We start from the raw sequence: 19,969 nt of genomic DNA, 5'->3' as shown, positions 1-19,969 counted from the left end.
TCAGCTCGCGCCACGCTTGCAGGCGAAGAAGCCGTTGAAGGTCAGGCGACCCCGACGGGCATCGTCGCTGAGCAACTCGGGATGGGCGATGTGTCCGGAGTGGAACTGGCCACCGTCGTAGAAGATCAGCCGGTTCCAGGCCGCGGGCACATGGGCAGTCTGCTCGAAGTGGTCGTTGCTCGCGGTCATATAGCCCGGGTTGACACCGTAGCGAGCGCTGAACTCGGCCGCGGAAAGCTCCTGTGCATCTTCCAGCAGGCGCTCGGTGTGCTCCGGCGTGCCACGCGGGCGGTAGAAGCTGGTGCCTCCCAGGCGAGCGTCGCGAAAGAGATAGAGCACCGAGGCCGCACACAGCGCCGGCGCGATGGCCACGCGATCGCGGTGGCATTGCCATTGGCCCGGCTGCAAAGCCTGGGGCGGCAGCGTCGCGAGACTGAAGCGGGCATACATGCCCAGCGTACGCCGCGCGCCGAAGCGGCCACGGATGTGCTGGGTGAAGAAGCCATCCAGGCTCTGCTCCAGTACCGGGACCGACTCCATCAGCTGGCCGGGATAGGCGTTCGCCTCGGCAGGCTCGAAGCGATGACTGTCCACCCAGTCGACCAGGCCGTCCGGATCGATCAGGGCGTCATCGACAACCAGGCAACGCTGCCCCTGCGCAAGCGCTATCTCTTCAACACGCGGTGCCGGATTGAAGAACCGACCGGCATGGCCGGCCGGATAGGGCAAAGGCAGGCTCATGGGCAGGCGCTGCGCGCGTCAGTTGCAGTCGTCCAGCACGCCCTTGGTCTGGCCGGACTGCTGCGCCTTGCAGCGTGCCGAGTTGCGGTTCTGCTCGCGACGCGCATCTTCCTTCTCGCGGCGCTGCTCCTGCTCACGTGCCAGCTTGAACTTGGAGGCGTTGTCCAGGTCGGCCTGCAGGTTGGGCGCCTTGGCAGGCCGCTCGATGGTGGTCGCACGGTCCGAGCCGATGTCGATCTTGGTCCAGAAGCTGGCCTTGGCGCCACTGGGCCACACCGCCGTGACTTCGGGCGTCGTGATCTGCGGCGCCTTGCCGTCACTGGTGTAGGTACGCGTGACCGGTGCCGTGCCGATGGCCTGGCCAGCTTCGAAGAGCTGCGCACCCTCGGGGTTGGTCTCGTAGGTCAGCTGGCCCTGGTTGGACTTGCCGGGTGCTGCGCAGCCGACGAGCAGCGCTGACAGCGCGAGGCCAAGGATGGTGAAGGTGGATTGACTCATTGCGAACTCCCTGGTTGCGGTGACATCACATTTTTGCCGCAGAACAGTTCTCGGCGATGAACTTGGCATGCGAAGGCATCACGTCCACGCAGGCACTGATGACCTGCTCGACCTCTTCGAGATAGCTCTGGATCTCGTCCTCGGGCAACAGGTCGGCCAGCGGGTGATAGGACTTTGGACGGATGCGCTGACCATGCATGACCTGCAGCCAGCTGATCTTGGTGAACAGCTCGTTGCCCTCGCGATAGACGCGGCCACGCGACTCGAACAACCCAATGCGCTGGGCCAGCGACTCGGGGATGTCCATCGTGCGGCAATAGTTCCAGAACGGCGAATCGGTGCGTTCGGTGGCCTTGTAGTGCAGGATGATGAAGTCGCGCACCCACTCGTACTCCTGATCCATGATCCGGTTGTACTCGTTGCGGTCCGCGTCATCGAAGCCAGCGGCCGGGAAGTAGGTCAGCAGATGGCCGATGCCCATCTGGATCAGGTGGATGCTGGTCGATTCGAGCGGCTCCAGGAAACCGCTGGACAGGCCGATGGAGACGACGTTCTTGTTCCAGGCCTGGCGGCGCTTGCCGGTCAGGAACTTGATGGGCCGCGGGCTTGCAAGCGGCTCGCCGTCGAGGTTGCTGAGCAGGACGGCCGTGGCTTCGTCATCGCTGATGTATTTGCTGCAGTAGACGTGGCCGTTGCCGACGCGGTGCTGCAGCGGAATACGCCATTGCCAGCCGGCCTGGCGGGCCGTGGCGCGCGTGTAGGGCGTCAGCTCCTGGGTCGACACGCAGGGCACGGCCAGCGCACGGTCGCAGGGCAGCCAGTGCGACCAGTCCTCGTAACCGGTTTTCAGCGCGCCCTCGATGAGCAGCGCGCGGAAGCCCGAGCAGTCGACGAAGAAGTCACCTTCGATCAACTGGCCGTTCTGCAGCACGACGCCGCTGACATGGTCGTCGCCCTCGCGCTGCCGCACCTCGACGATCTTGCCCTCGACACGCTCGACGTCGCGGGCCTGGCTGTATTCACGCAGAAACTTGGCATAGAGCGATGCATCGAAGTGGAAGGCATGCGCTATCTGAGACAGCGGCGAATTCGGCATGCCGGGCTGAGCGCGGATGAACTTGTTCTGCAGGCAGGCCGCGGTGTTGATCGAGTAGTGCGCCAGGTCCTTGGCCTTGCCGGCCATGTACTGCTTGAGCCAGTACTGGTGGAAGTCCACCGTCCAGTTGTCCTGGCCGATGACGCCGAAGCCGTGGATGTAGCGATCCCCCAGCTTGCCCCAGTTCACGAACTCGATGCCGAGCTTGAAAGAGGCCTGCGTCTTGCGCATGAACTCATCCTCGTCGAGTTCGAGGATGCGGTTGAAGAGCTGGATCATCGGGATGGTGGCCTCGCCGACGCCCACCGTGCCGATCTCGTCAGACTCGATCAGCTTGATCGGGTATTTGCCCTTGAGCACCTTGGCCAAGGCCGCGGCGGTCATCCAGCCAGCGGTGCCACCGCCAACGATGACGATCTGCTTGACTTTGTTCGCTTCCACGTCTGTCGCTCTCTCGAAGCTGCGCTGGCCGGAGTATTTCGCAAAGCAGCGCAGAAAAAACAAAGCCCCCAGGCCGGTTGGCGAGGGGGCTGGCCCATGAAGGCGATTACTGGAGCTTGTAGCTCAGCTTCATGATGAGGGTGTGGCCGGTCTTGTTCTCCGAATCCACCGTGCCGTCGGCACGCAGCTGCACATAGCTCGGGTCGTTCAGGTTGTTGCCTTCGACGCGGAAGCTCAGGCCCTTGAACATGCCTTCCTGGATCTCGTAACCCACCTGGGCCGACACCCAGCTCGAGCCCTTGATGCGGCGCAGCGTCGGGTAGCCGCCGATGGCGTCGTTGGCCACGCTGCCGATGTAGGTCGAGCGGTAGTTCTGCGCGACGAAGGCGCTGAAGCCCCACTTCTCGAAGTACAGCGTCAGCTTGGCGTTCTTCTTCGACAGGCCCGGCAGCTCCATCTTGCCGGCGGCCGGCACCTGCTGCGCCGGATTCAGACCCAGCAGGTCAGGCAAGTTGACCGAGCTGCTCGTGTTCGAGTAGCTGCCGTAGGCGCCGAAGCCATCCAGCCAGTCCGTGATCATGCTGAAGGGCGCGGACGCGGCGAGTTCATAGCCGCGCACATTGCCGCCGTTGCCATTGACCGTCTGCGTGAAGATGCCTTCGTAGCCCTTGGAACCCGGCGTCAGATTGAGCGCCTGGGCGTACTGGGTGAAGTCGTAGCCGATGGTCGTCTGCGGAACGATGTAGGTGTCGAGCTTCTTGAAGAAGGCCGCGGCGGACACATAGCCCTTCTTGCCGAAGTACTTCTCATAGGACAGATCCAGCGCCCAGGCCTTGTAGGGCTTGAGGTGCGGGTTGCCTGCCGAGCCGACGAAGCGGTCGCGGACATAGCTGCCCACCGGCGCGTCGGTGTTGAGCGATGCAGCAAAGGAGTTGCGCAGGTCGGTCAGCGTGACGCGGGCGATCTGCTGCGACAGGCCGAAGCGCACCACGTTGCCGGCGCCCAGGTCGCCGTTCAGGTTCAGCGAGGGCAGCACGTCGGTGAACTTCTCACCGTCCTTGGACAGGCCCACGGCCGGGTTGTTCAGCACCACGCCGGAACCCACGCCGGCACGGTAGCCGGTCGACGACTGGTCGGTATTGACGACCTGCAGGCCCGCATTGCCGCGGATGGGAATGCCACCCCACTCGGTGTCGATGTTGGCCTTGGCGAACAGCGTCGTGACCTTTTCCTGGATGCCCCAGGTCTTGGACAGGATGTCGTCGTTGTACTTGCGAACCAGCTTCGCGCCCTGCCACAGCTCGGCCTTGGGGTCGAAGGTCAGCATGTCCAGACCCGTGCCGCCGATGTTGGTCGACACATAGGCGTCGTCGGGGAACTGGAAGGGGTCGAAGCCGTTGTTCGTCGCCGACTGCAACACGCCTTCGTCGGTGGTGCGGTCCTTGGTGCGCTTGCTGTGGTTCAGGCCGAACTGCAGGCTTGAGAACATCGTGCCATCGCCGAGATCCTTGGTCAGGTCAAAGCGGAAGGCATCGACCTTGTCCTTGATCGTCGGGCCCTTGGAATAGCCGGCCTGGGCCAGGCTCTTGCCAGGGACGACGGGGTCGTTCACGCCGCTCCAGCCCTGCTGGTCGCGCACGAAGATCTTGGTGCGGTCGGTGTAAGCCGTCGGGTTGCCCAGCGAGAACTGCACCGTGCCGCCGCCGGTGGTGTCGAAGGTCAGCGTGTCCGCGCCCAGGATGCCGGCATAGGCCTCGATGTCACGCTCGACGCGCTTGGCGGTGTTGTGGCTCAGGTCCAGCGCGGCCGTCCAGCCGCCGTCGAGCTTGAGGGTGTTCTTCCAGCCGTAGGACTGCAACTTGTCGTTGTCGAAGATATTCTCGGCGCGGTCGATCAGGCCACCACCGTTGGCAGCCAGCGCGAAAGTGCCCTTGGTCGCCACGCCGTTGACGACGGTGGCGTTCGTGATGGGGCCGCCCAGGCCGGCCTGGATGCGCGCTTCCTTGGCCGCGCTGTCGATCTTGGAATAGAAGACGTCGAGCTGGCTGGTGAAGTTCTTGTTCGGCTTGAACGAGAGGATGGCGGCCGCACCCGTGCGGTCATCGGAGACGCGGCGGTTCTTGTAGTCGATACCCGCGCCGAAAGGCCCCGGCACCTTGACGTTGCCCAGCGACGCGCCGCCCGGAGCGGTCGCGGCCACGGTGGCCTCGCCCCAGCCGCCCGTGCCGAGCTCATTGGTCGTGCCGTCAGCCTTCACGAAGCCCAGGGCCAGGCCGATGGTGCGGTCGGCGAACTGGTCGATATAGGCCAGGCTCTTGCGGTGGCCGGTGCCGGTCACTGGCAGGCTCAGGCCGGTCTTGATCTTTTCGATGCTGCCGGCGATGACGCGGTGGCCAAAGGCGAGCGGGTCGATCAGGCGGTTGTCGATGGTGCCGGCCAGGCCTGCACCCATCACCGTCGAGTCGGACGTCTTGTAAACGGTGGCGCTGCCGATCAGTTCGGCCGGGTAGACGCTCAGGTCCACCGCGCGGCTGTCACCGGTGCTGGTTTGCTCACGGCCGTTCAGCAAATAGCCGTTGAAGTCGGGGCCGAGGCCGCGAATGGAGATGTTGGAGGCCGCGCCGCTGCGGGTGCGCTGGGTCGTCACGCCGGGCAAACGGGCCAGGGCTTCGGCGATCGTCGTGTCGGGCAACTTGCCCACGTCTTCGGCGGAGATCGCCTCAACGATGGAATCGTTGTTGCGCTTGACCGAGATGGCGTCCTCGATGCCCTTGCGGATACCGGTGACGGTCACGGTTTCCAACTGCTGGGGTTGCTGCTGCTGTGCCATCGCGCCGGTGGCGGCGATCAGCAGGGTGCAGCCGATGGCGACCGGATTGATGCGGAAGGACGCCGCGGTGCCCGACCCGCGCTTGTCTTGGCTCATGGTCATGAATGTCTCCTCTAGTTCATTGGAAAACGGTTGGCCCGAACGGCGCTGCCGGGGTGAGCGGCCTGCGTCTCGTGGGCGAGAACCCAACGTCTCGACCGTGTTTGTATCAAAACTAGATTTTTTTCCGCACCTGCGTAAACCCTAGACGTTGCGCAGAAGCGACCTGATTTCGACCCAAATCCACGGGTAAACCAGCATGGAATTGATACTTCTGGCCAACCTCCCTGTTTGGCAACCTCATCAGAAGTCAAAACTTGTAGCGCAACTACACCATCAACTTAGGGGTTAACAACAGGGTCGGGCAGCGTGACGAAATGCGCACGACAGCCCCGGCGAAGCCTCCAGACCGTCCACTGGTATGCATGGCGAGAGCGGGCCAGGCGCAGGCGCACCGGCCGCGAATGCGGCCGGCGTGGCGTCGGGACGGGAGGAGAAAGCCGGCGCGCGGACCCGCGCGCGGCGGATCAGGCGTCGGCCTGCTCGAGCGCCAGCGAGGCGCCGGAGAGGGCTGCCAGCGTGTCGGTGATGAGGGCCGTGGGGATACCCGCCAGGAAGGACTGGAAGCGGCCCTTGGCCTCGAAACGGCTGCGGAATTCCGACTGGAAGAAACGCTCGCCCAGGCGCGGCACGATGCCGCCACCGATGAAGACGCCACCGCGCGAACCCAGCGTCAGCGCGACGCTGCCGGCAAAGCCACCGAGCATGGCGCAGAACACATCCAGCGTGCGCGAGCAGGCCGGCGACTCGCCCGACAGGCCGCGCGCGACGATCTGCTCGGTCGGCAAGGCGCTGACGTCCTCGCCTTGCCCCAGCGCGGCGGCGACACAGCGGCACAGCACCGGCAGGCCGATGCCCGACAGGAAGCGCTCGGCCGACACATGCGGGAACTCGCGGCGCGCGTGGCTCAGCACGGCGCTCTCGAAATCGTCGGCCGGCGCCAGCGTGGCATGGCCGCCCTCGCCCGGCAGCGCCAGCCAGCGGTCCGGCGCCCGCACGACGCCGCCCACACCCAGGCCGGTGCCCGGGCCGATGACGGCCATGACGGTGCCGACGGCCACATCACCCGTCGCCGGCGGCGGCGCGCCCCAGGCGCGGAGTTGGTCAGCCCGCAGGCGCGGCAGCGACAGGGCCTGGGCCTCGAAGTCATTCAGGCAGAGCAGCGTCTTCAGGCCCAGCTCGGCCTGCGTGCCGGCGCGCGAGAAGCTCCAGGCGCCGTTGGTCAGCTCGATGTGGTCGCCATCCAGCGCCGTCGCCAGCGCGAAGGCCGCGCTCTGCGGCTTGACCTGGCCGGCGGGCTGGCCTTCCAGATAGGCACGCACCGCCGCGGCCGGGCCGGCATGGCCCGCCACCGACAGCACCCGCACGTCTTCCACCGGCGCACCCGGGCCGGCCACAGTGCCGAAACGGGCGTTGGTGCCGCCCACATCGGCCACCAGCCAGGGGTAGGCGGCGCTCATGCGAGAACTCCCGAAACAAGGAAGGACGAAAGTCTGCGGATATTCAGGAGTCGGGCAATGGCAAACACAGGGCTCAAAAAGATGAAATGACGGTCGCGGCGGACGGTAGCAAAACTACATACAAACGACAATACAAGCTCACCCCAGGTTTCGATTTACGGCGGCGAAAACGCTTTCAAATGTCGACAACCCGCACCTCGCCCTGGGGAAACTCGATTGCCGAGGGGCTGTAGTGAAGCTACAACCAGTTTTGGAGCAGGCCCGCCCTACCCTGGGGCGGGCCTGTCGTGAGGGCCCTTGGGCCTGCTGAATAATCGCCCGTCCCCTTTTCCAGGTCAGCCAGCGCCCATGCCCCGTTTCGACAGCCCCCGCCTGCTTGCCGATATTGGCGGCACCTATGCCCGCTTCGCGCTGGAGATCGGCCCGGGCGAATTCACGCAGATGGCTTCATTGCGCTGCGCCGACCACGCCGATTTCCACGCCGCCGTGCGCGCCTACCTGGCCGGCCTGAGCTGGCAGGACGGTGGCCCGCAGCAGATTGCCCACGCAGCCATCGCCATCGCCAACCCGGTCGAGGGCGACCGGGTGCGCATGACCAACTACCACTGGCAGTTCTCCATCGACGAGATGCGCCAGCGCCTCAGCCTGGACACCCTCGTCGTCGTCAACGACTTCACCGCGCTGGCCATGGCCCTGCCCCGGCTGGCGGAGGTCGATGTGCACCAGGTCGGCGGCGGCCAGGCGAGGCGGCCCAGCGTCATCGGCCTGCTGGGCGCCGGCACCGGCCTGGGCGTGTCCGGCCTGATCCCGGCCGGTGAAGGCTGGATCGCGCTGGGCACCGAGGGCGGCCACGTCAACTTCGGCCCTCGCGACGAACGCGAGATGGACATCCTGAAGTTCGCCTGGAAGACGCTGGACCCCATCGCAGGTCATGTCTCCTACGAGCGCCTGATCTCCGGCCCCGGCCTGGAGCTGATCTACAAGGCCCTGGCCGACCGCAATGGCGTCGCCAACGCGGAAGCCCTGCTCGCCCCCGCCATAACCCAGCGCGCGCTGGAAGACGGCGACGCCCTCTGCCTGGAGACGCTGGAGGTCTTCTGCGGCCTGCTCGGCACGGCGGCGGCCAACCTGGCTGTCACGCTCGGTTCGCTCGGCGGCATCTATATCGGCGGTGGCATCGTGCCGCGCCTGGGCGAGTATTTCGACCGCAGCCCGTTTCGCGAGCGCTTCGAGGACAAGGGGCGCTTTCGCGACTACGTGTCGGCCATCCCGACCTTCGTCATCACCGCCGAGCACGCCACCTTCAAGGGCGCCTCGGCCATCCTCGAGAACCAGCTGCGCAATCTGCAGGCCTCGCCCGGCTCGGCCATCCTGGGGCAGATCCGCCGCGCCCGCAGCGAGCTGTCGCCCGCCGAACTGCGCGTGGCCGACCTGGTGCTGGCCCAGCCGCGCTCGGTGCTGAACGACCCCATCGCCGAGATCGCCCGCGCCGCCGGCGTCAGCCAACCGACCGTCATCCGCTTCTGCCGCTCGCTCGGCTGCGAGGGCCTGTCGGACTTCAAGCTGCGCCTGGCCTCGGGCCTGACCGGCACGGTGCCCGTCACCCACACCCAGGTCAACACCAACGACTCCATGCTGGAGCTGGGCGCCAAGGTGCTGGGCAACACCGCCAGCGCCATCCTGCAGGTGCGCAGCCACCTGAACCGCGACACCATCGACCGCGCCATCGACATGCTGCTGGGCGCCGGCCGCATCGAGTTCTTCGCGCTGGGCCATTACGGCGTCGTGGCGCTGGACGCGCAGTTCAAGTTCCTGCGTTTCGGCATGCCCTGCGGCGCCTACACCGACCCGCGCCTGCAACTGCTCGCCGCCGACGTGCTGCGCGAAGGCGACGTGGCCGTCGTCATCAGCAGCGGCGGCCGCCTGCCGGAGCTGCTGTCGGTCGTCGAGAAGGCGCAGGAACGCGGCGCCAAGGTCGTGGCCATCACCGCCAGCCAGAGCCCGCTGGCCAAGAAGGCCGATGCGACGCTGATCGTCGACCACATCGAGGACATCGCCACCCACCTGCCCATGGTCAGCCGCATCCTGCACCTGCTGGTCATCGACATCCTGGCCGTGGGCGTGGCCATGCGCCGCAACCCGGAGAGCATTGCCGCGCTGACGGCGGGTGGCGAGGACGACGACGCCAAGCCCGGCCGCGGTGCCAGCACGGCCGCACCCGGCGTCAGCATGGCTTCGCCGCTGGCGCGACTGACGTCGCACAGCCGTTGATGAAGGGCATTGAAGGGCGCAAGTCCTGACCCCACATGACTTTTGCCAAACCGCGCTTCACTCACGACGATGGCTGAAGTGGAGCCTGTGGGCTCCGTTCGACTGCTACGCTAGCCGACCCATCACGCCGACGCCGGCCAGAAGGGGCGAAAGAAAAGACCCCGAAGTCCTGGGAGGGACATGAAGAAAGCTTCGTTTCTGAAACGCTGGCGCGTGCGCCTGATCGTCATCGCCGTGCTCGCCGCCGGTGGCGCGGCCTGGTGGTTCACGCGCACGCCGCCTGCACCGCCCCCGCCACCCAGCGGCGTCGTCGCCCTCGCTGACGTCACGCAGAGCGTGCAGGCCGCCGGTGTGCTGCAGGCCAAGACCAAGGTCGATGTCGGCGCCCAGGTCAGCGGCCAGGTCCAGACCATCCACATCGAGCTGGGCCAGCAAGTCAAGAAGGGCGATTTGCTCGTCAGCCTCGACCCCGAGCTGGCGCGCAGTGACGTGGCGCAGGCCGAAGCCGCCGTGGTCCAGGCCAGCGCCTCCATCGACAGCCGCCGCGTCGATGCCGACGCCGCCCGCCGCGAGCTCAAGCGCCAGCAGCGCCTGCTGGCAGGCCAGGCCACTTCGGGCAACGAGGCCGAGAAGGCCGAGTTCGAACTCGCCAAGATCGAAGCCGACCTGCGCGGCCAGGCCGCCAACCTGACGCGCCTGCAGGCCGAACTGGACAAGCGCAAGGTCAACCTCTCCTACACCCGCATCACGGCGCCCATGACCGGCACCGTCGTCAACCTGCCGGTGCAGGTGGGCCAGACCCTCATCTCCGTGCAGATCACGCCCGTCATCCTGACGCTGGCCGACCTCGACACCATCACCGTGCGCACCAAGGTGCCCGAGGCCGACATCCAGGCCATCAAGGTCGGCCAGACGGCGCGCTTCTCGACGCTGTCGGGCGAAGGCAAGCGCTACGAAGGCAAGATCCGCGTCATCCAGCCCGTGCCCGAGCGCGCCGGCAATGCCGTCTTCTACAACGTGCTCTTCGAGGTCGACAACCGCGACCGCTCGCTGTTCAGCGACATGACGGTGCAGGTCGACATCGAGACCGGCTCGGTCAAGCAGGTGTTGGCCATGCCGGTCGTCGCGCTGGGCGAGCGCGGCAAGGACGGTCGCTTCACGGTGACGGTGCTGGACGCCGCCAACAAGCAGACGCCGCGCCAGGTCAGGGTCGGCCTGCAGGACGGCGCCAAGGTGCAGGTGCTGGAAGGCCTGAAGGCCGGTGAGAAGGTGCTGCTGGCGCCGCCGAGTGCGGCGGATGCCGCCGCATCCGCCAGCAGCGCAGCAAGCAACTGACATGGGCATCGTTGCTTCGGCTGACGGCGGCTTGACGCCCAGGCCCAGCCGGGATTTCGTCCCGGCGGCCGACTCACTTTCTTGTGCGAACAAGAAAGTAAGCAAAGAAATCGTCCCTGCAAAACCGGCCCTTCGGGCTGCCCTGCGATGCTCGGAACCCGGGGCCGCGCCCAACTCACTTCGCTACGCTCCGTTCAGACAAAGGGGCGCGAAGTCAGAGCTTGAGGCTCGCTACGCTCGCGCCCCGGGCTCCTGCGCTTCTCGGCGGTTTAGAAGGGGAGCCCCCAAACAGCCGAACAGCCAACAGCCAAACCCGAAAGCCGGCTGGTGCCGGCTGTTCACTCACCCCCCCTTTGAGCACGCCGAGGAACGCAGGGCCTTGAGGCCGCGAGCGCAGCGAGCTTCAAGAACTGACTCCGCGCAACTGTTTGACCAGAGCGTAGCGGCGGGAGTTTTGCGCGGGGCCTCGAGGCCTGAGTACCGCAGGGCAGCCCGCTGCGAAGCTAAGGGCCGGGCGGATCGGGGGCGACTTTTTGCCTTCTTTTTGGTCGCTCAGAAAGAAGGTCGCCCGCCGGGGCGACGTCCCGGCATGGGCCTCACCATAAACACCACCGCAACGGAGGCAATCCCATGCCTCTGATCGAACTCAAAGACGTCGCCCGCCACTACCAGCTCGGCGAGATCGACGTGCCTGCGCTGGACGGCGTCAGCCTCGCCATCGAGGCCGGTGAATTCGTCGCCATCATGGGCCAGTCGGGCTCGGGCAAGAGCACGTTGATGAATGTGCTCGGCTGCCTGGACAACCCCACCAGCGGCAGCTTCGTCATCGACGGCAGGGACGCCAGCACCCTCGGCCCCGACCAACTCGCCGCGCTGCGCCGCGAGCGCTTCGGCTTCATCTTCCAGCGCTACCACCTGCTGCCTCACCTGGACGCGCGCGCCAACGCCGCCCTGCCCGCCGTGTACGCGGGCGTCGGCACCGGCGCGCGTGGCGAGCGTGCCCGCGCGCTGCTGGAGCGCCTGGGCCTGGGCGAGCGCCTGCACCACCGGCCCAACGAACTGTCGGGCGGCCAGCAGCAGCGCGTCTCCATCGCCCGTGCCTTGATGAATGGCGGCCAGATCATCCTGGCCGATGAGCCCACCGGCGCGCTGGACTCGGCCTCAGGCGCCGAGATGCTGCGCCTGCTGGAAGAGCTGAACCAGCGCGGCCACACCATCATCCTGGTCACCCACGATGCCGCCGTCGCCGCCCATGCGCGCCGCGTCATCGAGCTGAAGGACGGCAAGGTCGTCGCCGACAACGGCACACCGGCCGGCCATGTCGCGCCCACCGAACTGCCCAGCGATGCGCCGCCGGTCAAGGAGGGTGGAAGACTGCGCCGCCTGCAGGTGCAATGGCGCGAAGCCGTCGCCACGGCGCTGCTGGCCCTGAAGGGCAACCGCCTGCGCACGGCCCTGTCCATGCTCGGCATCAGCATCGGCATCGCCTCCGTCGTCAGCATCGTGGCGCTGACCACGGCCGCGAGAGCCTCCATCGAGACCGACCTCAGCAGCCTGATCTCCGGCCGCATCCCGGTCTGGCGCGGCAACCCCAGCCTGCCACCGGGCGCCGTGCCCCAGCCCTTCCGGCCGCACGAGATCGACTCGCTGCGCGCCCTCACCGGCGTCAAGAGCATCACGCTGAACCGCCAGATCCAGCTCACTGCCCGCCACCAGTCGCGCGACGCGATGCTGGAGGCCATCGGCGGCGACCCGTCCACGCTGAAGGCGCGCAAGCTCAAGATCGTGCAAGGCCGCTACCTCAGCACGATCGACTACGAGACGCGCAGCCAGGTGGTCGTCCTCGACGAGAAATCGCGCGACGCGCTGTTCAAGAAGGGCGAGTCGCCGCTGGGCCAGCTCGTCTTCATCAACCCCGGCATGGCGCCCGACGCGGCCCAGCAGGCCCTGCCCGGCGCGCCCCCCCCGCCCACGGCCGCCCTGCCCTTCACCGTCGTCGGCGTCGTCGCACCCGAAGGTGGCGCGTTCAGCTTCGGCAGCTGGCTGGGCCAGCTCTACCTGCCCCACACCACCTTCTCGCGCAAGCTGGATGCCCGCCCCGACGTCGACAACTTCGACGTGCTGCTGGACCTGACCGTGCCGCCCCAGCAGGTGCGCGAGCAGATCATCCACCGCTTGAAGGCCCTGCACGGCCGCGAGGACTTCGGCACCTGGAACGGCGAAGAGGAGTTCCGCAAGTTCCAGAGCGTGACGAGCGCGATGGCGGCCTTGTTCGCCGGCGTCGCGGCCATCTCGCTGCTGGTGGGCGGCGTGGGCGTCATGAACATCATGCTGGTGTCGGTGTCCGAGCGCACCCGCGAGATCGGCATCCGCATGGCCGTGGGCGCGCGCCAGGGCGATGTGCGGCTGCAATTCCTCATCGAAGCCATCGTGCTGTGCATCCTGGGCGGCCTGGTGGGCGTGTTCCTGAGCTGGCTGGCGGCGCAGGCCGTCAACGCGGCCCAGCAGCATCTGCATGTCGTCATCAGCTGGGCGGCCCTGGGCGTGGCCTTTGCCGTGTCCAGCGGCGTGGGCCTGGTGTTTGGCACCCTGCCGGCCCGGCGTGCGGCAGCCCTGAGCCCGGTTGATGCACTGGCCCGAGAGTGAGCAAGACATGAAACTGACCGCCATCACCCTGGCCACCGCGCTGCTGCTCGCCGGCTGCGCGCTTGGCCCGACCGTCAAGGCTCCCGAAGTCGCCACACCCGTGGCCTGGAGCCTCGCCAGCGGCGACGCCACGCCCGACTGGGCCGGCCTGCTCGACCCCCAGCTCGCCGCGCTGCAGGCGCGCGCGCTGGAGGCCAATCGCGACATCGCCCGCGCCGCGTACAGCTGGCGCCAGGCCGAGCTGCTGGCCGAGCAGAGCGCCCTGCGCTGGTTGCCGAGCGCCGGCGTGTCGGCCAACGCCAGCCGCCCTCTCGAGACGCAGAGCAGCACGCGCAATGTCGACATCGGCGGCGTCACGGTGCCCGTCACCACGTCCACCGGCTGGAGCCGCAGTTACGGCGCTTCCGTCGGCATCGGCTACGAGCTCGACCTGTGGGACCGCCTGGCCCAGACCACCGCCGCCCAGCGCGCCCAGGCCGAAGCCGCACGCACCGACATCGCCGCGGCCCGCCTGCTCATCCGCAGCCAGGTCGCCGAGGCCTACTGGACGCTGGCCGCCATCCGCGCACAGCGCCCTCTGGCCGAGGACCAGCTCGCGCTGACCCGCGAGACGCTGGAGCTGACCCGTGCGCGTGTGCGCGAGGGCAAGCTGCTGCCCATCGAGCTCGACAAGATCGCCGTCAACGTGCAGGCCGCCGAAACGCGCCTGGCCGACCTCGCCGCCGATCAGCTCCTGCAGCGCCAGCGCCTGGCCCTGCTGCTCGACGAAGCCCTGCCCGGCCCCTCACCCGAGGCCGCCCTGCCCGGCAACGCGCCCCCGCGCTGGCGCCTGGCCGAGCCCGCCGACGTGCTGGCCCAGCGGCCCGATGTGCAGCGCGCCCGCCTCGGCGTGGACACGGCCCTGGCGCGCCTGCGCGTCAGCGAGGCCGAGCGCTACCCGCGCCTGAGCTTCTCCGCCGGCATGAGCACGGGCGGCACCAGGGCGAGCGACTGGCTGTCGCAGCCGCTGGCCTCCTTCGCCGCCAACCTCGCCGTGCCGCTGATCGACTGGCAGCGCCTCAATCTGCAGCGCGACGGTGCCCGCACCGAACTCGACAGCGCGGCCCTGGCCCTGCGCGACACGCTGCAGAAGGCGCTGGCCGACATCGAGACCCAGCGCATCGAGGCCGAGCGCTCGGCCCAGCAGCTGCAGGCCAATGCCGGCCGCCTGAAGGAAGCGGTGGAGAACGAACGCCTGGCCAAGCTGCGCTACGAAGTCGGTGCCATCTCGCGCGCCGACTGGCTGCAGATCCGCAGCACCGTGCTCGACGCCGAGCAGACCCGCATCGGCCTGCGCCTGCAGCAGTGGGTCAGGCAAGCGGCCCTGTTCAAGTCGCTCGGCGGCGCGTAAACGACGAAAGCAAAGAACTGCTGCTGAAAGCTCCGTCTCTTTGGCTTCGGCTAGGCTGACGACCATGCGTGTTCATCTCTCGTCTCTCCTGCCGCGCCGCGCCGCCCTCGTCCTGCTGGCTACCGCACTCGCCGCGCCCGTCTTCGCCGCCACGCCCGTGCAGGGCTTCAAGGTCATCAAGACCTACCCGCACGACGCCGACGCCTTCACCCAAGGGCTCTTCTTCCACGACGGCTTCCTGTTCGAAGGCACCGGCCTGCGCGGCCGCTCCAGCATCCGCAAGGTCGAACTGGAGACCGGCAAGGTGGTTCAGCAGGTCGACCTGCCGCAAGACGTCTTCGGCGAAGGCATCTCGCAATGGGGCGACCGCCTGATCGGCATCACCTGGACCGAGCAGACCGCCTATGTGCTCGACCTCAAGACCTTCAAGCTCTGGCGCAAATTCAGCTACCCCGGCGAGGGTTGGGGGCTGACGCACAACGACAAGGAGCTGGTCATGAGCGACGGCAGCCCCGAGCTGCGCTTCCTCGACCCGCTGACCTTCAAGGAGCTGCGCCGCGTGCGCGTGACGGCCGACGGCAAGCCTGTCGACCAGATCAACGAGCTGGAATGGGTGGAGGGCGAGGTGCTGGCCAACATCTGGCAGACCGACCGCATCGCCCGCATCGACCCCAAGACCGGCCGCGTGACCGGCTGGATCGACCTGGGCGGCCTGCTGCCCGACAACCTGCGCAGCAGCCCGGATGCCGTGCTCAACGGCATCGCCTACGACGCGAAGAAGAAGCGCCTGTTCGTGACGGGCAAGCTGTGGCCGAAGCTGTTCGAGATTCAGCTCACCAGGCAGCGCTGAGCTTCAACGCTCAAGTCCCGAAGTCGAACACGATCTCCCAGCCACCGGCCGCCTTGCGCCGCCAGGTCGACTGGAAGCGGCCGACCTGCTTGCCCTCGGGGTCCTTGACCGGGCCGGTGGTGCGGGCCAGGTCGCCGCTGGGCAGCACCAGGGCCAGGTCGGGCCCCCAGTTGAAGGGCGGCTTGGGCGCCGTCAGCCAGGCGTTCCAGGCCTTCATGACGGCATCGGGCCCATACAGGGGTTCCTTGCCCATCCAGACGGTGTCCGCCGCCAGGAAGCTGCGGAAGGCCGCGAGATCGCGCGCCGCGAACGCCGCGGCAAAGGCCGTCTCGGTGGCCGACACCTCGGCCACGCGCCTGGCGATCTCATCGGCACTGGGCCAGGAGGCCGCTGAGGCCGCGGAGGCCGTTCCGGCAGCAGCAGGCAGCGTGGCGGCGGCGAGCAGGGCGTTACGGCGGGTCGTCATCGCGGTCTCCTAGGTTGGAAGACCGTCAGCATGCCTCGCGCCGCCGCCCCTGCCTCAAGTAACCCGCTGAATCGGTTGGGGACGGAGCTGGCCTGACAGCCAGGTCCATCCCGCAAAGTCATCAGAATGCCGCGATCCCCGTGATCGCCCGACCCAGGATCAGCGCATGGATGTCATGCGTGCCCTCGTAGGTGTTGACCACTTCGAGGTTGACCAGATGGCGGGCGATGCCGAACTCGTCGGAGATGCCGTTGCCGCCGAGCATGTCGCGCGCCATGCGGGCGATGTCCAGGCTCTTGCCGCAGCTGTTGCGCTTCATGATGGACGTGATCTCCACGGCAGCCGTGCCCTCGTCCTTCATGCGGCCCAGGCGCAGGCAGCCCTGCAGGCCCAGCGTGATCTCGGACTGCATGTCGGCGAGCTTCTTCTGCACCAGTTGGTTGGCGGCCAGCGGCTTGCCGAACTGCTTGCGGTCCATCGTGTACTGGCGGGCGGTGTGCCAGCAGTCCTCGGCGGCACCCAGCGCACCCCAGGCGATGCCGTAGCGGGCGCTGTTCAGGCAGGTAAATGGCCCTTTCAACCCACGAACTTCAGGGAAGGCGTTCTCCTCCGGGCAGAACACCTTGTCCATGACGATCTCGCCGGTGATGGAGGCGCGCAGGCCCACCTTGCCGTGGATGGCCGGGGCGCTCAGGCCCTTGGCGCCCTTCTCCAGCACGAAGCCACGGATCTGGCCGCCATCGTCCTTGGCCCACWCGACGAACACATCGGCGATGGGGCTGTTGGTGATCCACATCTTGCTGCCGGTCAGCTCGTAGCCGCCGTCGACCTTGCGGGCGCGGGTGATCATGGAGCCGGGGTCGGAGCCGTGGTTGGGCTCGGTCAGGCCGAAGCAGCCGATCCACTCGCCGCTGGCCAGCTTGGGCAGGTACTTCTGCTTGGTGGCCTCGTTGCCGAACTCGTTGATGGGCACCATCACGAGGGAGGACTGCACGCTCATCATCGAGCGGTAGCCCGAGTCCACACGCTCCACCTCGCGGGCGATCAGGCCGTAGCTCACATAGTTCAGGCCGGCGCCGCCGTACTCGGCGGGGATGGTCGGGCCCAGCAGGCCCAGTTCGCCCATCTCGCGGAAGATGCTGGCGTCGGTCTTCTCGTTGCGGAAGGCCTCCAGCACGCGCGGGCGCAGGCGGTCGGTGCAATAGGCCGCAGCAGCGTCGCGCACCATGCGTTCATCGTCGGTGAGCTGCTCGTTCAGCAGCAGCGGGTCGTCCCAGTGGAAGCTTGCCTTGGTGGCCATGGTGGTGTCCTCGTTGATTGGGTTCGGCCAGGCGATGAGCCAGGGCGCTTATGGCGCCCAGTATTCCTCCGAGCGCGATTCGTGTCCAATTCAAGAAACGACTTCGACGATTCGCCATGCCTATCGAAAAGACAAGGGACACCGCCCGCTCACTGGAGTTCCGCCACCTGCGCTACTTCATCGCCCTGGCCGAGGAGCTGCACTACGGCCGCGCCGCCCAGCGCCTGGCCATCTCCCAGCCGCCGCTGTCCGTCGCCATCCAGCAACTGGAGGCCAGCGTCGGCGCCCGCCTGTTCGACCGCGACAGCAAGGGCGTGCGCCTCACGCCCGCGGGCGACACCTTCCGCAGCAGCGCGCAAGCCCTGCTCGACCGCGCCGAAGACGCCTGCGCCCTCGCCCGCGAGGTGCAGGCCGGCGAGGTGGGCCGGCTGCGCCTGGGCTTTGTGGGCTCCACGCTGTTCAACGGCCTGTCCGCTTGGCTGCAGGCCTTCCAGGCCGGCCACCCCAAGGTCGAAGTCGTCGTGGTGGAACTGAACTCGCAGGACCAGATCGACGCGCTGCTGGGTGAAGAACTCGACCTCGGCCTCGTCCACACCGACCGCCTGCCGCCCGCCCTCACCTCACAACCGCTGTACAGCGAACCCTTCCTCGCCTGCCTGCCGGCCAACCATCCGGGGGCAAAGCTGAAGAAGATTCCGCTGGCCACGCTGAGCGACCAGCCCTTCATCCTGTTCTCCCGCAAGGGCTCGCCCGACTACCACGCCCGCATCGTCGAGATCTGCCGCCAGCACGGCTTCTACCCACGGCTGCAGCACGAAGGCCGGCACTGGTTGTCCGTCGTGTCGCTGGTGTCCCAGGGCCTGGGCGTGAGCATCGTGCCGGCGGCCTTCCAGCGCGCGGGCGTGCAAGGGGCGGTGTTCAGGCCGCTGCTTGAGGCCATCGAGGCGTCGGCGGTGTTTGCGGCGTGGCGCAAGGATTCGGCCGRCGTGCTGAGAGAGCAGTTCCTGGCCGCGATGCCGGCCTCGACCGCCAGTAGCGCGCCCTGAGATGCGCTGGCAGCCTACAGCCTGCTGACCCGGGCGGGCCGCACTTGTCACCATCCATTGCAGCTCGCCCGGCCGGGAAGTTGTAACTTGTTGGCGAATGCAAAACATCCTCAACAAGAACACCGGCCCCCTCCTGCTACTGGCCGCATCCATCGGCCTGACGGCCTGCGGCGGAGGAGGCGGCGGCTCGGCTCCACCGGCACCGGCACCCGCTCCAGCGCCGGCACCAGCTCCGTCTCCCCCGGCGTCGGCCCCCGCACCGGAGCCCACACCTGCTCCCACGCCCGCGCCTTCACCGGCACCCACTCCCGCCCCTGCGCCCGGCGCCGCGCCGCAGATCGCCAGCTGCGATGTCTTCCCAGCCACGGCGGTGTTCAACACGCGCATCGACGACGCGCAGCGCTTCCCGGTGCATGCCAGCAGCGCGACGTGGATCGCCAGCATCGGCGGCACACGCGCCTTCCACCCCGACTGGGGCACGAACGACAACCCGCAGCAGACGGCCGACTACTACGGCATTCCGTACAACGTCGTCGACGGCACCATCGCCACCACGTATTGGCCCCTGGTCTCCTTCAACCCCACCGACCCGCGCGCCGGCAGCGGCGACAGCGCGCCCGACGAGAGCGACTGCGCAGTACCCGCTGGCGATGACAACTACGCCCTCGTGCGCAACTGCACGACGTTCAGCGAGCCCTACCGCCGCTTCCCCTTCCCGCGCGACAACCTCATCAAGGCCGAGGCCGGCGCCTGCAACGACGCCCGGCAATGCGGCGACCGCCACGTCCTCATCGTCGAGCAGGGCATCTGCAGGCTGTGGGAGAGCTACGCCAGCTACCAGCTCAATGGCCAGTGGTACAGCTACTCGACGGCCGCCTGGAACCTGAAGAGCAACGACATGCGGCCCGACACCTGGACCTCAGGCGACGCCGCCGGCCTGCCCATGCTGCCGCTGCTGGCGCGCGCCGCCGAAGCCAGCGCGGGCGACATCCGCCATGCCCTGCGCGTGACGCTGCGCGACAGCGTGCTCGCCCGCAGCCATGTCTGGCCCGCACGCCACCACGCGGGCGGTGACACGGCGGGCGGCGTGCCCTTTGGCGCGGTGCTGCGCCTGAAGGCCAGCTTCGTGCCGCCGGCCTCCTGGAGCGCCCAGGCCAAGGCCCTCGCGGTGGCCATGCAGCGCTACGGCCTCTACGTGGCCGACATCGGCTCCGACCTCTATGTGCAGGGCGAGCCCAGCGCGCAGTGGCAGGACGCCACCATTTCCAACCTCAAGACCCTGCACGCCTCGGACTTCGAGTTCGTCGACATGGGCGTGATCACCCGCGACAGCCGGTTCAGCCCGAACTCTTTCCAGGGCAGCTGGTAGTCACACAAGCCCTCGCCGTGCGCCTCGTGGCGCATGAAGCCACGCCGGCGGCCTGGTTCGGTGGGGTCGGGTAAGCCCGATGGTCGAACTAATTGTTCGGGGCTCGAATTAATTCGCCCATGACAACGCTG

The 19,969-nt window shown here is 67.6% G+C and carries 14 protein-coding genes; 7 read left to right on the top strand and 7 right to left on the bottom strand.

Going from position 1 to position 19,969, the window contains the following annotated elements; genetic code table 11:
- The 5 genes from AC1D2H_RS24590 to glk form a co-directional block, all read right to left on the bottom strand.
- Window positions 1-741, bottom strand: coding sequence for a DUF6445 family protein (locus AC1D2H_RS24590; RefSeq protein ID WP_478012762.1), 741 nt, complete (start codon window positions 739-741; stop codon window positions 1-3).
- An 18-nt stretch (window positions 742-759) separates the two neighbouring features.
- Window positions 760-1,239 (bottom strand): hypothetical protein, encoded by a 480-nt coding sequence (locus AC1D2H_RS24585; RefSeq protein WP_478012761.1) that lies wholly within the window; start codon window positions 1,237-1,239, stop codon window positions 760-762.
- Between the two features lie 25 nt (window positions 1,240-1,264).
- Entirely contained in the window at window positions 1,265-2,776 is a 1,512-nt protein-coding gene (locus AC1D2H_RS24580) for a tryptophan halogenase family protein (protein ID WP_478012760.1), read from the bottom strand.
- A 106-nt stretch (window positions 2,777-2,882) separates the two neighbouring features.
- Window positions 2,883-5,708, bottom strand: a complete 2,826-nt coding sequence (locus AC1D2H_RS24575; RefSeq protein WP_478012759.1) for a TonB-dependent receptor — start codon at window positions 5,706-5,708, stop codon at window positions 2,883-2,885.
- 464 nt (window positions 5,709-6,172) lie between these two features.
- On the bottom strand, window positions 6,173-7,165 hold the full coding sequence (gene glk, locus AC1D2H_RS24570) for a glucokinase (protein ID WP_478012758.1): 993 nt from the start codon (window positions 7,163-7,165) through the stop codon (window positions 6,173-6,175).
- Window positions 7,166-7,513: 348 nt separating this feature from the next.
- On the opposite strand from glk, the gene AC1D2H_RS24565 reads away from it, so the two are divergent.
- From AC1D2H_RS24565 to AC1D2H_RS24545, 5 genes are all read left to right on the top strand, one after another.
- Window positions 7,514-9,436 (top strand): glucokinase, encoded by a 1,923-nt coding sequence (locus AC1D2H_RS24565; protein ID WP_477931481.1) that lies wholly within the window; start codon window positions 7,514-7,516, stop codon window positions 9,434-9,436.
- Between the two features lie 180 nt (window positions 9,437-9,616).
- Complete coding sequence (locus AC1D2H_RS24560) at window positions 9,617-10,771, top strand: efflux RND transporter periplasmic adaptor subunit (protein ID WP_477931482.1); 1,155 nt, start codon at window positions 9,617-9,619, stop codon at window positions 10,769-10,771.
- A 630-nt stretch (window positions 10,772-11,401) separates the two neighbouring features.
- Window positions 11,402-13,417: an ATP-binding cassette domain-containing protein gene (locus AC1D2H_RS24555; protein ID WP_478012757.1), complete on the top strand. Its 2,016-nt coding sequence runs from the start codon at window positions 11,402-11,404 to the stop codon at window positions 13,415-13,417.
- A 7-nt stretch (window positions 13,418-13,424) separates the two neighbouring features.
- Window positions 13,425-14,807: a TolC family protein gene (locus AC1D2H_RS24550; protein WP_477931484.1), complete on the top strand. Its 1,383-nt coding sequence runs from the start codon at window positions 13,425-13,427 to the stop codon at window positions 14,805-14,807.
- Window positions 14,808-14,871: 64 nt separating this feature from the next.
- A complete protein-coding gene (locus tag AC1D2H_RS24545) occupies window positions 14,872-15,657 on the top strand; it encodes a glutaminyl-peptide cyclotransferase (protein ID WP_477931485.1) in 786 nt (261 codons plus the stop codon).
- Between the two features lie 10 nt (window positions 15,658-15,667).
- Here AC1D2H_RS24545 and AC1D2H_RS24540 read toward each other — a convergent pair whose 3' ends face one another.
- Together AC1D2H_RS24540 and AC1D2H_RS24535 are read right to left on the bottom strand one after the other, a co-directional pair.
- A complete protein-coding gene (locus AC1D2H_RS24540; RefSeq protein ID WP_478012756.1) occupies window positions 15,668-16,123 on the bottom strand; it encodes a DUF4440 domain-containing protein in 456 nt (151 codons plus the stop codon).
- Between the two features lie 121 nt (window positions 16,124-16,244).
- The gene (locus AC1D2H_RS24535; protein WP_478012755.1) at window positions 16,245-17,423 is read right to left on the bottom strand and encodes an acyl-CoA dehydrogenase; all 1,179 of its coding nucleotides are present in this window, start codon (window positions 17,421-17,423) and stop codon (window positions 16,245-16,247) included.
- Between the two features lie 152 nt (window positions 17,424-17,575).
- Between AC1D2H_RS24535 and AC1D2H_RS24530 the strand changes: the two genes are divergently transcribed.
- Together AC1D2H_RS24530 and AC1D2H_RS24525 are read left to right on the top strand one after the other, a co-directional pair.
- Window positions 17,576-18,469: a LysR family transcriptional regulator gene (locus AC1D2H_RS24530; RefSeq protein ID WP_478012785.1), complete on the top strand. Its 894-nt coding sequence runs from the start codon at window positions 17,576-17,578 to the stop codon at window positions 18,467-18,469.
- A gap of 97 nt (window positions 18,470-18,566) precedes the next feature.
- A complete protein-coding gene (locus AC1D2H_RS24525; protein ID WP_478012754.1) occupies window positions 18,567-19,838 on the top strand; it encodes a hypothetical protein in 1,272 nt (423 codons plus the stop codon).
- The last annotated feature ends 131 nt before the right edge of the window (window positions 19,839-19,969 follow it).

It is taken from the genome of Roseateles sp. P1_C1_2 (assembly GCF_056406535.1).
This window is presented reverse-complemented; position numbering and strand designations above follow the sequence as displayed.